Consider the following 13,781-nt stretch of genomic DNA (forward strand, 5'->3'; position numbering starts at 1 on the left):
ATGATCCAGGCCCGCGCCCATCTGGACCAGCCCTATCCCCCCGCGCCCTTCGCGGCCGGGGTGCCCGTACTCATCCTGGGTGCGGTCGCCGTCATCGCCTTCATCACCGGCGACGGCACGAGCTGGCTGCCGCTGCTCGCCGTCGGCCCCGCGCTGGCCGCCGCCGCGTGCCGCCCGTGGGCGGTGCTGCGGATCGGTCTCCTGGCCGTCGCGCTGGGCGCGGGGCTCGGCGTGTGGCTCACGGCGCCGGTCCACGATCAGGCGGTCGCGCTGTCCACGCTCGTCGCCGTGACCCTGGCGAGCTGCCTGGCCAGCGTGTTGCGCAGGCGCCGGGAGAGGGTGCTGGCCGCGGTCCGCTCGGTCGCCGAGGCCGCGCAGAACGCGCTGCTGCGCCCGGTGCCCGCCCGCGTCGGCCAGTTCCAGGTGGCGGTCCGCTACAGCGCCGCCGCGGCGGAGGCCCGGGTGGGCGGCGACCTGTACGCGCTGGTGTCCACCCCGTACGGGGTCCGGCTGATCGTCGGCGACGTCCGCGGCAAGGGACTGCCCGCCGTGTCCACCGCCGCGCTGGTGCTCGGGGTGTTCCGGGAGGCCGCGTACGACGAACCGGACCTGCTGGACGTGGTCGGCCGGATCGAGCGCAGCCTCGCCCGCAACCTCGCCCCCGACGACTTCGTCACCGCCGTCGTCGCCGGATACCCCGCCGACGGACGCATGGAGATCGTCAACTGCGGCCACGCCCCGCCGCTGCTGATCGGCCCGGCCGGTGCGGTCGTCCCCGTCGAGCCGGTGCGCCCGGCGCCGCCGCTGGGCCTGGCCTCGCTGGGCGGCGAGGCGCCGCGCCTGGAGGTGGTGCCGTTCGCCGACGGCGACCAGATGCTGCTGTACACCGACGGCGTCATCGAGGCGCGCGACCAGGACCGGGCGTACTTCCCGCTGGCCGAGCGGGTGCCCGGGCAGCTGTGCGACGAGCCGTCCCGGACTCTCGCCGGGCTGCACGGCGAACTGCTGGACCACGTGGGCGGGCGGCTGCACGACGACGCGGCGCTCCTGCTGCTGCGCAAGCCCGCGGCCGTCTCCAGCGGATCTCTGGCGGTCCGCTAGCCGAAGTCGGAGATCAGCTCATGGAAAAGATCGTGCACGGCATGGGCGGGCTCCGACAGCGGCTGGTGGTCGGACGTACACAGGGAGAGCTTGACCGGGATGGTCGGGTTCACGATCCGGCGCACCACCAGGTTCTGCACGTCGAGGATCGCGCGCGCCGCCGACCACGGCAGCACCGTCGCCCCCATGTCCGCGCCGACCGCGCTGACCAGCGTCAGGACGGACTCGATCTCGCCGATCACCCGCGGCTGCAGTGAGGCGTGCTGGAACGCGGCGTCCACGACCTGGCGGATGGTGTGGATACGGCTGGGCAGCAGCAGCTCCACGTCCGCCAGCTCCTCCAGCGGGACGTCCGCGCCCCCGCCCGGCTCCATCGCCCGGCCCGGCGCCGCGATCAGGAACAGGTCCTCGGTGCGCAGCGGCTCGAACTGCACGCCCCGCATCGGCCCCGCCCCGTAGATGAACGCCATGTCCATCCGCCCGGTCATGATCGCCTCGCTGATCACCCCGCCGAAGTTCTCGTTGATGTGCAGCAGGATGTCGGGATAGCGCTCGCGCACGCTGGTGAGCAGCGGCAGCGCGAGCGCCGCGCCCATGCTGTACGGGGCCAGGCCCACCGAGACGCTGCCCGCGGGCGCCCGCCCGGACACGTCGACCGCGGCCTGCGCCAGCTCGACCTGGCGCAGGATGAGCTGGGCGTGCCGGTACAGCGCCCGGCCCGCCTCGGTCGGCGCGACTCCGCGCTTGCTGCGGATCAGCAGCTGCTGTTTGAAGTGCGACTCCAGCATCGACAGCTGCTGGCTCAGGGCGGGCTGCGCGATGTGCAGGATGTCGGCCGCGCGCGTGATGCTCCCGGCGTCGACGATCTTCACGAACGAGTACAGACGCCTGGTGTCCATGCGCGGTCCTTCAGCCTCGGGGGGCCCTCATGGTAGGCGCCGACCGGTGGCCCGACGGCGGCCGGTGTGGCCCAGGTCATAACCAGAGCTGATTACGTCACACCCAACGCATATTTGCCGCCACCTCTCGCGCGGATTACGTTCACCGGAACGCGAATTTCTCTCCCCGCGAAGATCCCTCTCCCGCAGCCCCCTCTCGGGCAGATCCCTCTCCCGCAGGTCCCTCTCCCACAGCTCCCTTTCAAAAAAGGGCGACGAAGCCAGCTTTCTTCTTTTTCCGGAGGCACGTCATGAAGCACGCCGTCGATCTCGTGGCCGACCTCGGCGAGGGATTCGGTGCCTACACCATGGGCGACGACGAGGCGCTGCTGGACGTGCTGACGTCTGCCAATATCGCGTGCGGATTCCACGCGGGCGATCCGAGAATCATGGACGCCACCGTCCGCCGCTGCGCCGAAATCGGTGTCGCCGTGGGCGCGCATCACAGTTTTCCCGATCTCGTCGGATTCGGCCGCCGCGCGATGGATCTGACCCCGGAGGAGATCCGCACCGACACGCTGTACCAACTGGGCGCGCTGCACGCCTTCGCGACCGCGCACGGCACCCGGGTACGGCACATCGCGCCGCACGGCCGCCTCGGCAACCTGGTCGCGACCCGCCCCGACTACGCGGAGGCGGTGGCCGGGGCCGTGGCGTCCTTCGACCGGTACCTGATCGTCCTCGCCCAGGACGGCGAACTCGCCGACGCCGCCCGCGCCCTGGGCCTGCAGGTCGGCATCGTCGGCATCGCCGACCGGGCGTACCGCGACGACGGCACGCTGGTGCCCCGGAGCGAGCCCGGCGCGGTGCTCCACGACGCGGGGGAGATCGCCGAACGGACGGTCCGCATGGTCACCGAGGGCGTGATCCGCACCGTCGGCGGCCGTGACCTCCCGGTCGCGTGCGACACCGTCCTGCTGCACGGCGACACCCCCGGCGCCATCGCCCTCGCCCGCCGCATCCGCGGTGAACTGCTCACCGCCGGGGTGCGGATCGCACCGCTCACCGAGGTCCTGGCCCTCAAGGCCGACGCCACCGCCGTCGGGAGCGTCTGACATGGCGGGCGAGGTCACCATCGCGGACTGCGGCGACTCGGCCGTCGTCGTCAAGGCCACCGGCCTGGCGCCGGAGCGGGCCTGGCAGACCGTCCACGCCCTGGCCGACGCGGTCGAGGCCGCCCGCCCCGGCGGGGTCTACGGCATCGTGCCCACGTACGACACGCTGCTCGTCGAGTTCGACTGCGCCACCACCGACCACACCACGCTCCGGCGCCTGCTGCGCTACGAGAGCGGTCGGCTCGCCGAGGGCCCGCGCCCCGGCCCCGCGCCTCGGCGCTTCGTCGTACCGGTGGTGTACGGCGGCGAGTACGGCCCCGATCTGCCCGTCGTCGCGGGTCAGCTGGGGCTGACCGAGGCCGAGGTGGTGGAGCTGCACTCGCGCGCCCCCCTCACCGTTCGCTGCTTCGGCGCCCCGGCCGCCGCCCCGATGATGGACGGCCCGGCCTTCCCGCGGCCGGTGCCGCGGCTCGCCTCGCCACGGACCAGCGTCGTCCCCGGGTCGATCGCGGTGGCCGGGCGGCAGGCCGTCATCTCGCCGATGCCGTCCCCCGGCGGCTGGCCGCTGCTGGGCCGCACCCCGCTGCGCGTCCTTGACCTCGACGCCCGGCCGCTGACCCCGTACCGGCCCGGCGACACCTTCCAGTTCGTACCGATCGCCCCCGAGCAGTGGGACGAGCACGCGGGCGCACCCCTGGCGGCGTGTCATGACTGACACCCTCACCGCGACCGGCAGCCGCATCGCGACCGACACCCTCACCGTGCACCGCGCGGGCCTGGCGACCGTCCAGGACCTCGGCCGGTTCGGGCACTCCCGCTACGGCCTGCCGGTCAACGGCGCGCTCGACCAGCACTCCGCCCGCGTCGCCAATGTGCTGACCGGAAACGACGAGGGCGCGCCGCTGCTGGAGATCACCGCCCTGGACTTCGCCTGCACCCCGTCCACCGACATCCTCATCGCGGTCACCGGCGCGCCCGCCGACGTCACCGTGGGCGGTGTGCCCAGGCCGCAGTGGGAACCGCTGCCGGTACGGGCGGGCGAGACCATCGCCGTCTCCGGCATCCGGCTCGGGCTGCGCGTCTATCTGGCCGTCCTCGGCTCGGTGGACACCCCGTCCCTGCTGGGCAGCTGCGCCCCCGACACGATCCTCGGCTTCGGACGCACGCTGCGCGAGGGCGACGAGCTGGCGCTGCGGGCCTCCTGCCCGCCGGTCGACCACCCGGTGTTCGGCATCCCGCTGTTCCGGGTGCACGCGCCCGTGGCGCGCTTCGCCGAGTCCGGGCCCGACGGCGAGACCTGGACGATCGACGTGACCGACGGGCCCGACCTCGCCGAGTTCGGCGACACCGCCGAGCGGCTGTTCCGCTCGCCGTTCGCCGTGACCCCGCGGAGCAACCACATCGGCCTGCGGATGAGCGGCGACGTACCGCGCCGGGTGGCGACCGGCGAGGTGCTCTCGCGCGGTGTGCCGGTCGGCGCGGTCGAGGTGCCCGCGGGCGACGAACTGCTCGTCCTGCACCGCGGCCGCGGCGTCACCGCCGGATACCCGGTGCTCGCCGTGGTCACCGCGACCGGTCTGTCCGCGCTCGGGCAGGCCCGGCCCGGCCAGTCGGTCCGGTTCCGGCACCGGACGGTGGAGGAGGCGGTGGCCGCGTACCGGTCCGAGCGCCACGCCGTCCGCGCCCTGGCCGCCCGTGTCCGCACCGTCTTCGACGAGCTGCGCATCCCGGTGCCGTCCGACGGGCCCGCCACGGCCCCTTCGTAGCGCCGCTTCGTAGCCCCCGCCCTTCCCCCTCCCTCCGTTCCGTCCCCTCCCCTCGTTTCCCCCCTTCGTCCCGTCCCCTTCCCCCGCTGTGAGTGCCCCGTCCCCATCTGGCTGACCCCGCCTGCAGAAAAGAGACATCATGACCGCCGTCGCCGCCGCCCAGCCGGCACCCAACGTCGTCGATCCGAGAACCGCGCGGAAGGTGACCCTCGCCGGATGCGTCGGGATCTTCGCCGAGCTCTATGACAACGGCATCTTCGGTTTCATGGCAGGCACCCTGGGAGTCGTCTTCTTCCCCGACGCGTCCAACGCGGTGCAGGTGCAGCTCGTCTTCCTCGGCTACGCCGTCTCGTTCTTCTTCCGCCCCCTCGGCGGCATCATCTGCGGCCACCTCGGCGACCGCATAGGCCGCCAGCGGATGCTCGTCTTCGTCATCATGCTGATCAGTGTCGCGACCGCGGCGATCGGGATGCTGCCCACGTACGCGAGTATCGGCATCGCGGCCCCCGTCCTCCTCATCCTGCTCCGGGTGCTCCAGGGCTTCTCGGTCGGCGGCGAGGCGTCGGGCGCGATGAGCTTCCTCGCCGAGCACGCCCCCGAGGGCAAGCGCGGGCTCTACACCAGCTACGCCCAGATCGCCTCGTTCCTCTCCCTGCTCACCGGCACGCTGATCGCCGCCGGCATGACCAGCGGCCTCGGGTCGGACGCCATGGAGTCGTGGGGCTGGCGGGTCCCGTTCCTGCTGGCCATCCCGCTGGGGGTCGCGGGCCTCTACATCCGCAAGCGCATCAGCGACACCCCGAACTTCAACCGGCTGCGGGAAGAGGGCGGGCTGTCGAAGAACCCGCTCAAGGAGGCGTTCACCTCCCGTGAGCACCGGCGCGCGATGCTGCTCGCCCTGTTCATCCCGCTGATGAACGGCTCCGGCTACTACGTGCTGTTCGGCTACATGCCCACGTTCATGAGCACCGAGCTGCACTTCAGCAAGGTGCAGGGGCTGCTCGTCACCTCGGCAAGCCTGGTGGCCATCTCCCTCGCCATTCCGTTCATGGGCAGGCTCTCCGACCGGATCGGGCGGAAGAAGGTCCTGTCGGGCGCCGCGATCGCCATGGCCGCCCTGGGCATTCCCTGTTACCTGCTCATCGGCACCGGAAATGTGGCGCTGGCCGTTCTCGGCGCCAGCATCATGGCCATCGTCTTCGCGGGCCACACCGGCGTCATCCACATCCTGCTGGTCGAACTCTTCCCGACCCGGGTGCGCTATTCCGCCTACGGCCTCGGCTACAACGTCTCCTCGGCGCTCTTCGGCGGTACCGCGCCGCTGCTGATGACCTATCTCATCGCCCAGACCGGAAACGTCAACATGCCCGCCTTCTACGCGGTCATCACCGCCCTCGGCACGCTCATCGCCGTATCCCGGGTGACGGACAAGGCGCATCTGCCGCTGCGCGACAAGTAACCCCGCCCCCCCCCGCACCCAGCCCCCCACACCCGAACCCCCCACCCGAAAACCCCTGTGTTTGATTGAGGAGCGCAGTCACGATGCCCTTTTCCGACTACAAGACCGCACTGGTGACCGGTGCCTCCACCGGAATCGGCGCGGTGGTCGTCGAACGGCTGGCCAAGCAGGGCCTGGAAGTCCACGCCGTGGCCCGCAACGCCGAACGGCTCGAAGACCTCGCCCGGCGCACCGGCTGCGTTCCGCACGCCGTCGACATCACCGACACCGCCGCGCTCACCGAGGAACTGCGGAACATCCAGGTCGACATCCTCGTCAACAACGCCGGGGTGTCCCGCACCGGAAACATCCTCACCGCCGACGAGTTCGCCATCGACGAGCAGGTCGCCGTCAACATCCAGGCGGTGCTGCACCTGGTGCGGCTGGTCATGCCGGGAATGGTGGAACGCGACCTCGGCCACATCGTCAACATCAGCTCCATCGCCGCCGTCTACAACTTCGGCGGAAACACCATCTACCACGCCACCAAATCGGCCGTGCACACCCTCTCCCGCCAGCTGCGGGTGGACGGATACGGACGCCGGATCCGGGTCACCGAAATCTGCCCCGGGCGGGTCGAGACGGAAATCTTCGGGCGGCTGCTCGGCGATATGGAAGAGGCACAGCGCCAGTTCTACGACGGCTACGAATCGCTCAAGCCGGAGGACATCGCCGACGCCATCGAATTCGCCATCTCCTCGCCGCGCCACGTCAACATCGGCCATGTGGAGATCCTGCCCACCTTCCAGGTGCCGGGCGGGCTCAACTTCGAGCGGAGGGCCGACTGAATGAGCACCGCAGAGCGCGGCACCGCACAGCGCGTCGGCCGCATCAAGCCCTCGCCCAGCACCGCGGCCGCCCAGCGGGTCCGCGAGCTGAAGGAACAGGGCCGGGAGATCCTCGACCTCACCGTCGGCGAACCCGACTTCGACACCCCTGACCATGTGAAGGACGCCGCCATCGAGGCGATCCGTCAGGGCGCCACCAAATACACCCCGGTCAACGGCACCCCGGCGCTGCGCACCGCCATCGCCGACCGGCTCCGGCGGCGCCACGGTCTCGACTACCCCGGCGACCGGATCGCGGTGGGCGGCGGCGGGAAGCAGATCATCTTCCTCGCCCTGATGGCCACCCTGGACGCGGGCGACGAGGTCGTCATCCCGGCCCCGTACTGGGTGTCGTACCCGGACATGGTGCTGGCCAACGACGGCACCCCGGTCATCGTCCCCTGCCCGGAGGCCGACGGCTTCAAGCTGACCCCCGACCGGCTGGCCTCCGCCCTCACCGACCGCACCCGCTGGGTCGTCCTCAACTCCCCGTCCAACCCGACCGGCGCCGTCTACACGGAGGACGAGCTGCGCGCCCTCGCCGAGGTGCTGCTCGCCCACCCGCACGTCCACGTCCTCACCGACGAGATCTACGACGAGATCTTCTACGGGACGGGCCGGGTGCACAGCCTCGCCGCGGTCGAACCGCGCCTGGCCGACCGGGTCTTCTACACCAACGGCGTCTCCAAGACGTACGCGATGACCGGCTGGCGCATCGGCTACGGCGCGGGCAACGCCGAGCTGATCCGGGCCATCAACACCCTCCAGTCCCAGATCTCCTCCTGCCCCTCCTCCATCAGCCAGGCCGCCGCCACCGCCGCGCTCAGCGGCGACCAGGCGTTCGTCCGCGACAGCGTCACCGTCTACCAGGCGCGCCGGGACACCGTCGTCAAGCTGATCAACGACATCCCCGGGCTGTCCTGCACCCCGCCGGACGGCGGCTTCTACGCCTTCGTCAACTGCACCGGCGTCCTCGGCACCCGCACCCCCTCCGGCCAGGAGGTCCGCACCGACGAGGATGTCGCCGCCCATCTGCTGGAGTCGCAGGGCGTCGCGGTGATCCACGGCGCGGCGTACGGCTCGCCGGGCTACTTCCGCATCTCCTTCGCGACCTCGAACGACGTCCTCACCGCGGCCTGCGAGGCCATCGCCCGCGCCCGCGCCGCCCTCTCCTGACCTCCTAAGGGGACACATGATCCGCGTCAACACCTCCTTCACCCGCCCCGATCCTGACCTGGTGAAGCAGCTGAGCGGCTACTCCGCCGCCACCATCCACGAGGCCCAGGGCCGCCTGGGTGCCCTCGACTCGACCATCAAGCCGGTCGACCCCGCGATGTCCCTGTGCGGCCCCGCCTTCCCGGTGGTCTGCGCGCCCCGCGACAACATCATGCTCCAGGTCGCCATCGCCCACGCCCGCCCCGGCGACGTCATCACCGTCTCCGCGGGCGAGTACGCCGAGGCGGGCTCCTTCGGCGACGTCCTGGCCAACGCCTGCGTCGCCAAGGGCCTCGGCGGCCTCGTCACCGACACCGGCGTCCGCGACACCCGTGAGCTGCGCGAACTCGGCTTCCCCGTCTTCTCGTACAGCGTCTGCATGAAGGGCACGGTCAAGGAAACCGTCGGCCCGATGGCCGAGCCCGTCCTGATCGGCGGCGAGATCATCCGCCCGGGCGACGTGGTCCGCGCCGACGCCGACGGCGTCGTGGTCGTCCGCCACGAGGACCTGGCGGACGTCATCGCCAAGTGCCAGGCCCGCGTCGAGGCCGAAGACGCCTTCATCGCCGCCTACCGCTCCGGCAAGAGCGTCATCGAGGTCTGCGGCCTCGAACCGATCCTGAAGGCCAAGGGCCTGGTCATCGACTAGCCACCCGGTGGACCCGGATACGGCCGTTCCGGCGACTGCCGCCCGGGTGGATTCCGGGCGGCCCGGTGGCGTGGTGCGGGCCGGGACGGGCTGCGGGTTTCTAGGGTCGGGCCCACGGCATTGGGCCGACCGTCCAGAAACCACAGGTGGGTGTGGAATGAGCCGCTTCTCCGTCCCCGTACGGCACCGACTGACCGCGCTGGCAGGAATCCTGGCGCTGTGTATGGCCGGACTCGTCTCCGGTCTTACCCCGGCAGCCGCGTCCGCTTCTGCCCCGCGTCCCGCACAGCTGTACGTTTCCGAGTACGCCGAGAACACGGTGCTGAGGGTCGCCACCGACGGCAGCGGCCAGACCACCGTCCCCACCAGCGGCCTGACCCGCCCCACCGGGCTCGCCCTCGACACCGACGGCGACCTGTATATCTCCGACACCGGCAACAACCGGGTGGTGACGGTATCCGCCGACGGCAGTGGCCAGGACACGGTCCCCGCCACCGGCCTCTCCCGCCCGATCGGCCTGGCCCTCGGCACCGGCCACGAGGCCGAGGACGCCGAGGAGAACCTGTTCATCGCCGACAGCTTCAACAACCGGGTGGTCGAGGTGCCCGTGGACGGCGATGAACAGACCACCGTCTCCACCACCGGCCTGCGCCACCCGGACGGCCTGGCGGTCGACGCGTACGGCGACCTCTACATCGCCGACTTCGTCAACGACCGTGTCGTCAAGGTGCCCGCGGACGGCGGGCCGCAGGTCACCGTCCCCACGACGGGGCTGTCCGAGCCCACCGGACTCGCGTTCGACCGGGCCGGGAACCTCTACGTGGCCGACTCGGGCAACGACCGCGTGGTGAAGCTGCGCGCGGGCGGCGGCCCGCAGCGGACCGTCCCCGCGGTCGGCCTCAACACGCCGCAGGGGCTGGCGGTCGACGCGTACGGAAACCTGTTCATCGCCGACTTCGGCAACGACCGGGTGGTGGAGGTCCCCGCGGACGGCGGCGAACAGACCACCCTGCCCATCGCCGGGCTGAGCAGCCCGGTCGGGCTGGCCGTCCGGCCGTCACACCCCGCGCCCACCCGTCTCAAGGCGAGCCCGGCCACCGTGGAACGGCACACGTCGCCCGCGTCCCTGCGGGTCAAGGGGCTGTCCGCCACCCTGACCACCGCCGACGGCGCCCCGCTGCGCGGCGAGACGGTCAGCTTCACCGACACCACCGGCGCCCACAAACTGTGCACCGCGGTGACGAACGCCCAGGGCAAGGCCCACTGCGACGCCACCCTCCGCACCGGTTCGCGGGCCCGCTACGACGCCCTGCGCCACAACGGCTACCGCGCCACGTACGCGGGCGACGCCCCCCACCAGCCCAGCTCGGCGGCAGCCCCCGTACGCGCCGTACGCCGGTCCTGAGCACCGCCGGCCGTGCGTAGGCTTCCGGGGTGACGTTCGAGGACTCCGCCGAAGCCACCGAAGCCACCGCGCCGGATGCCATAGCGGACGGGGACCGAGGCTGCTTGCGGTGGGTCCTGGCCGTCCCGCTGCTGATCCTCCACCTGATCGCGGCCTTGTCCTGCTACGCGGCGCTGATCACCGTGCCGTCGGGCAGCTGGGACGACGACGCGTACCTCGGCATCGAGCTGGCCTGCGAGCTCACCCTCGCGGCGAGCGCCCTCGCCGCGCTGATCACGGTGTTGCCCTCGGCACGGCGCGTCATGGGCCCATGGTGGCTGGCACCGCCCCTGGCGCTCGGGACGGTCGCGGCGGTGCGGTGGTCGCTGATGGGTGCGTAGCGCGGCCGGGCGCCGCCGGGCGCGGCCGGTCACGAAGGACCGGCCGCGCCGCGTACGGAAGGCCCCGGGCGCGGCTATCCGCCTCCCACATGGTGGTCGCGCCACCACAGGCTGTCCGGGGCGTCGGCGCGGATGATCCTGGCCCGCTCCAGAATCCTGGCGTCGATGGACCACACGAGCACACGCAGTTCGCGGGCGCTCTTCCTGGACAGGGCGTGGATCACCGCTTCGAGACGGTCGCGGAAGTACCCGGGATCGCAGCCGCACTCGGGGATGCCGCATCCCGGCGTCACGGACGGCTGCGTCACCCGCCGGAGCGGGCCGTACGCCAGCACCCTCCAGTGCCGATAGGCTTCCGCGATCTCCCCCGGCCGGAAACGCGCTCGTTCGAGACGGCGCAGAGCGGCGGCGCAGGAGCCGGAGAGACCGTCGATCGGTGGGTGGCGCGGGCGGTATCGGACGCGTACCGGGATGTCGCCCCGCAGGGCTGATGGGCGCCTACGCGGCACGGCCCCTTCGGTTGTCGTTCATGGGGGAAACGTACCGCCGCGGAGCCCCGTTCGTCAGGTGGAATAGCCCGTCACCCGGCCGATCCACGTCATGAAGTCCGCCGCGTCCTGGTTGGCTCCGTGTCCGGCGTCCCAGTACATGAGGGCGTCGACGTCGTCGCCCAGGTTCTCCAGACCGGCGGCGAGGTTGCCGACGACGGTGAGCGAGGTGTCGGTGTCCTTGGTGCCGACGCGAATCCACCAGTGCTTCGCCCGCGCGGGGTTCCGGCGCTCGATGAAGTACATGGGGTTCATCTGGTCGAGCTTGCGGGGCAGGTCGGCGTCGAGCCGCGCGCTCGCGTTGCCGGTGGCGTGGCGCAGGCTGTAGAGGGTGAAGTGGCGGGCCTGGGTGGTGCCCGTGCCGAACAGGTTGTTCTCTCCCGCGGAGAGGTCGAAGGGGTCGAACGCCGGGGTGTTCTTCTTCCGGGCTCCGACGTGGGTGAGGAAGTCCGCCCACGAGAAGGTGGCCCGGTCGCCGAACCAGGTGAGCCAGGGGTTGTCGGCCAGATAGCCCGAACGGCCCGATGCCGAGAGGGCGTTGAGGTAGGTGGTGGCCGCCGGTTCGAGGTAGGTCTTCACGAGGTAGTCGTCGTAGGTGCGGGACGTGAGGGGGCCGTTCTTCCCCCGCAGCTTCAGGGAGGCCTGGTACTCGGCGAACGCGGAGCGCAACTCCCGGGAGACGGCCCGGTCGACGGTGTCGCCGGAACTCAGCGCGTTGCCGCCCCAGTTCCACTCGTACGCCATGTCGGAGTGTTCGAGGTCGGCGATGGGGCACCAGGCGCCACCGGCGAAGATGGCGTCGCTCGCGGGGGCCGCGCCCAGTTCCGTGAGGTCGGCCTCGTACAGGGGGCTGTCCCCGGACGCTCCGAGCAGGGCGGACAGCGCGCCCCCGGCGCTGGTGCCGGAGGAGACGATCCGGTCGGTGTTCCCGGGGATGCGGCCCTTGTTGAAACGTACGTACCGCACCGCGGCCTTCAGGTCCACGATGGCGGTCGGCGCCGTGCCGTAGTACGTGCCGTTCGCGTCGACGAGGGACCGGCCGCGGGCGCCCGGTTCCACGACGACGTAACCGGCGGCCACGGCCAGCTTGGCGTTGCTGACCATCGCCGCCTGCCCGCCGCCACCGCCACCGCCGCCACCGCCGGGCGGGGTCATCGGCGAACCCCCGACCCCGGTGGCGTCCGCCACGGACGACGGCATGTAGCCGCCCACCGAGTTGGCGAAGAGGATGGGCGCGCGGGTGGCGTCGACCGCCTTGCCGTCGATCTCGACGGGAACGCTGACGTTCAGGCACTGGTACTTCGCGTCCACCGGGTTGGTGACGTACGTGACGGCCTTGTAGAAGTGGTACGTCACGCCCTTGTCGCCGTCGTCCGTGGCGATGGTCGTCGTGAGGACGGTGTAGGCGTCCTCGTCGAAGACCAGCGCGTCCGGGGCTTTCCGCGAGCGGGCGGTGGCGGCGGTGCTGATCCCCGCCGTCGACACCGCGGTGGCCGCGGCGAGTCCCATGACCATGGTCCTGCGCTTCACTGACGTCTCCTCTGTGTCCGATGTGTCCGTGGTCCCCGTCCGTCGGTTTGTGAACGTATGGATCGTCCGCAATATCGTCAACAATTTCGGCGGCATTCATGGCGAACGCACAGCCTGCGCGGAGCTTCGTCTGTCCGGTCGATCGTGGGGGAGAAGGGCGTCGGCCAGCCCTGTCGATCCCGTAGATCACCCGCTCCGGCGGTTAGCGTGCGATCCGGCCGTCAGGCGCCATTCGGTCCGCCGGGCCGAACCGGAATGGAGCGCACCATGCCTTCTACGTCGCCGCCTTCGCCCTCGACCCGGACCTTGACCCGGCCCTCGCCCCGGAACGGAATCCGGACCCGGACCTCCCTCCTCCTGATCGCGGCCCTGGCGGGCATCGCGGTCGCCGGAGGCTCGGCAGAGGTCGGCGCCACGCCGCCGCCCGAGACACCCGCGCCCCACAGCCCCTTCCTGGCCGAGGTCGCCGAACAGATCGCCCTTCCGGCGCGGACCTGGACGGCGTGGGGGACCCACACGGCCAAGGGATATACGACCGAGGCGGCGGACACCACGAACGTCGAAGGCATGAGGGCCGACTGCGAGAACATCAACCTCAACAAGAAGCTGGCCGCCGATTTCCGCAGCGATGTGTTCGGCCCCGGTGTGAAGGGGTTCTTCTACCGATGCGAGCGGGTCGCCCGGGACACCAACAAGTACTGGTTCACCATCAGCTCCGCTGACCGTGCCCAGATCGACGAACTCTGCGACCCGCGTACCGAGTACCCGATCGTCTACGACGAGCAGCACGACACCTACTGGCTCGACGAACCCTTCACCTGCACCAGGCGCGCCGCCCCCGCGCATGGGCCCCGAGGCGCGTGATCACC

14 protein-coding genes are annotated in these 13,781 nt (G+C 71.3%); 11 read left to right on the top strand and 3 right to left on the bottom strand.

Features of this window, described 5'->3' with window-relative positions; translation table 11 throughout:
* Positions 1 to 1,101: a PP2C family protein-serine/threonine phosphatase gene (locus ABZ370_RS00405; RefSeq protein WP_358614583.1), complete on the top strand. Its 1,101-nt coding sequence runs from the start codon at positions 1 to 3 to the stop codon at positions 1,099 to 1,101.
* Here ABZ370_RS00405 and nac read toward each other — a convergent pair.
* Positions 1,098 to 2,000 carry a nitrogen assimilation transcriptional regulator NAC gene (gene nac, locus ABZ370_RS00410; protein ID WP_358614585.1) on the bottom strand — a complete coding sequence of 301 codons (903 nt, stop codon included), beginning with the start codon at positions 1,998 to 2,000 and terminating at the stop codon, positions 1,098 to 1,100. The two genes, ABZ370_RS00405 and nac, sit on opposite strands and share 4 nt — an antisense overlap.
* A 290-nt stretch (positions 2,001 to 2,290) precedes the next feature.
* On the opposite strand from nac, the gene ABZ370_RS00415 reads away from it, so the two are divergent.
* The 9 genes from ABZ370_RS00415 to ABZ370_RS00455 all read left to right on the top strand — a co-directional run bounded on the left by ABZ370_RS00415 (position 2,291) and on the right by ABZ370_RS00455 (position 10,834).
* Entirely contained in the window at positions 2,291 to 3,094 is an 804-nt protein-coding gene (locus tag ABZ370_RS00415) for a 5-oxoprolinase subunit PxpA (protein ID WP_358614587.1), read from the top strand.
* 1 nt (position 3,095) lies between these two features.
* A complete protein-coding gene (locus ABZ370_RS00420) occupies positions 3,096 to 3,809 on the top strand; it encodes a carboxyltransferase domain-containing protein (protein ID WP_358614589.1) in 714 nt (237 codons plus the stop codon).
* Positions 3,802 to 4,860: a biotin-dependent carboxyltransferase family protein gene (locus ABZ370_RS00425; RefSeq protein WP_358614591.1), complete on the top strand. Its 1,059-nt coding sequence runs from the start codon at positions 3,802 to 3,804 to the stop codon at positions 4,858 to 4,860. The genes ABZ370_RS00420 and ABZ370_RS00425 overlap by 8 nt, the downstream gene beginning before the upstream one ends.
* A gap of 139 nt (positions 4,861 to 4,999) precedes the next feature.
* On the top strand, positions 5,000 to 6,319 hold the full coding sequence (locus ABZ370_RS00430; protein WP_358614593.1) for an MFS transporter: 1,320 nt from the start codon (positions 5,000 to 5,002) through the stop codon (positions 6,317 to 6,319).
* A gap of 83 nt (positions 6,320 to 6,402) precedes the next feature.
* Complete coding sequence (locus ABZ370_RS00435) at positions 6,403 to 7,146, top strand: SDR family oxidoreductase (protein ID WP_358614595.1); 744 nt, start codon at positions 6,403 to 6,405, stop codon at positions 7,144 to 7,146.
* Positions 7,147 to 8,361: an aspartate transaminase gene (locus ABZ370_RS00440; RefSeq protein WP_358614597.1), complete on the top strand. Its 1,215-nt coding sequence runs from the start codon at positions 7,147 to 7,149 to the stop codon at positions 8,359 to 8,361.
* Between the two features lie 16 nt (positions 8,362 to 8,377).
* Entirely contained in the window at positions 8,378 to 9,049 is a 672-nt protein-coding gene (locus ABZ370_RS00445) for a 4-carboxy-4-hydroxy-2-oxoadipate aldolase/oxaloacetate decarboxylase (RefSeq protein ID WP_358614599.1), read from the top strand.
* A gap of 157 nt (positions 9,050 to 9,206) precedes the next feature.
* A complete protein-coding gene (locus tag ABZ370_RS00450; RefSeq protein ID WP_358614601.1) occupies positions 9,207 to 10,454 on the top strand; it encodes an SMP-30/gluconolactonase/LRE family protein in 1,248 nt (415 codons plus the stop codon).
* Positions 10,455 to 10,483: 29 nt separating this feature from the next.
* Positions 10,484 to 10,834: a hypothetical protein gene (locus tag ABZ370_RS00455; protein ID WP_358614603.1), complete on the top strand. Its 351-nt coding sequence runs from the start codon at positions 10,484 to 10,486 to the stop codon at positions 10,832 to 10,834.
* 74 nt (positions 10,835 to 10,908) lie between these two features.
* Here the strand turns inward: ABZ370_RS00455 and ABZ370_RS00460 are convergent, their stop codons facing one another.
* Together ABZ370_RS00460 and ABZ370_RS00465 are read right to left on the bottom strand one after the other, a co-directional pair.
* The gene (locus tag ABZ370_RS00460; RefSeq protein WP_358614605.1) at positions 10,909 to 11,142 is read right to left on the bottom strand and encodes a hypothetical protein; all 234 of its coding nucleotides are present in this window, start codon (positions 11,140 to 11,142) and stop codon (positions 10,909 to 10,911) included.
* A 255-nt stretch (positions 11,143 to 11,397) separates the two neighbouring features.
* Positions 11,398 to 12,891 (bottom strand): subtype B tannase, encoded by a 1,494-nt coding sequence (locus ABZ370_RS00465; protein ID WP_358615973.1) that lies wholly within the window; start codon positions 12,889 to 12,891, stop codon positions 11,398 to 11,400.
* A 288-nt stretch (positions 12,892 to 13,179) separates the two neighbouring features.
* Here ABZ370_RS00465 and ABZ370_RS00470 point away from each other — a divergent pair, with 288 nt between their 5' ends.
* Positions 13,180 to 13,776, top strand: coding sequence for a hypothetical protein (locus tag ABZ370_RS00470; protein ID WP_358614607.1), 597 nt, complete (start codon positions 13,180 to 13,182; stop codon positions 13,774 to 13,776).
* The last annotated feature ends 5 nt before the right edge of the window (positions 13,777 to 13,781 follow it).

The organism is Streptomyces sp. NPDC005962 (assembly GCF_040629205.1).
GTDB lineage: Bacteria > Actinomycetota > Actinomycetes > Streptomycetales > Streptomycetaceae > Streptomyces.

Bases quoted from the DNA above. Each gene is read 5' to 3' on its own strand.
- ABZ370_RS00450 (WP_358614601.1), top strand. From the start codon at position 9,207: ATGAGCCGCTTCTCCGTCCCCGTACGGCACCGACTGACCGCGCTGGCA.
- ABZ370_RS00425 (WP_358614591.1), top strand. From the start codon at position 3,802: ATGACTGACACCCTCACCGCGACCGGCAGCCGCATCGCGACCGACACC.
- ABZ370_RS00440 (WP_358614597.1), top strand. From the start codon at position 7,147: ATGAGCACCGCAGAGCGCGGCACCGCACAGCGCGTCGGCCGCATCAAG.
- ABZ370_RS00405 (WP_358614583.1), top strand. From the start codon at position 1: ATGATCCAGGCCCGCGCCCATCTGGACCAGCCCTATCCCCCCGCGCCC.
- ABZ370_RS00420 (WP_358614589.1), top strand. From the start codon at position 3,096: ATGGCGGGCGAGGTCACCATCGCGGACTGCGGCGACTCGGCCGTCGTC.
- ABZ370_RS00470 (WP_358614607.1), top strand. From the start codon at position 13,180: ATGCCTTCTACGTCGCCGCCTTCGCCCTCGACCCGGACCTTGACCCGG.
- ABZ370_RS00435 (WP_358614595.1), top strand. From the start codon at position 6,403: ATGCCCTTTTCCGACTACAAGACCGCACTGGTGACCGGTGCCTCCACC.
- ABZ370_RS00415 (WP_358614587.1), top strand. From the start codon at position 2,291: ATGAAGCACGCCGTCGATCTCGTGGCCGACCTCGGCGAGGGATTCGGT.
- ABZ370_RS00445 (WP_358614599.1), top strand. From the start codon at position 8,378: ATGATCCGCGTCAACACCTCCTTCACCCGCCCCGATCCTGACCTGGTG.
- ABZ370_RS00430 (WP_358614593.1), top strand. From the start codon at position 5,000: ATGACCGCCGTCGCCGCCGCCCAGCCGGCACCCAACGTCGTCGATCCG.
- ABZ370_RS00465 (WP_358615973.1), bottom strand. From the start codon at position 12,891: ATGGGACTCGCCGCGGCCACCGCGGTGTCGACGGCGGGGATCAGCACC.
- nac (WP_358614585.1), bottom strand. From the start codon at position 2,000: ATGGACACCAGGCGTCTGTACTCGTTCGTGAAGATCGTCGACGCCGGG.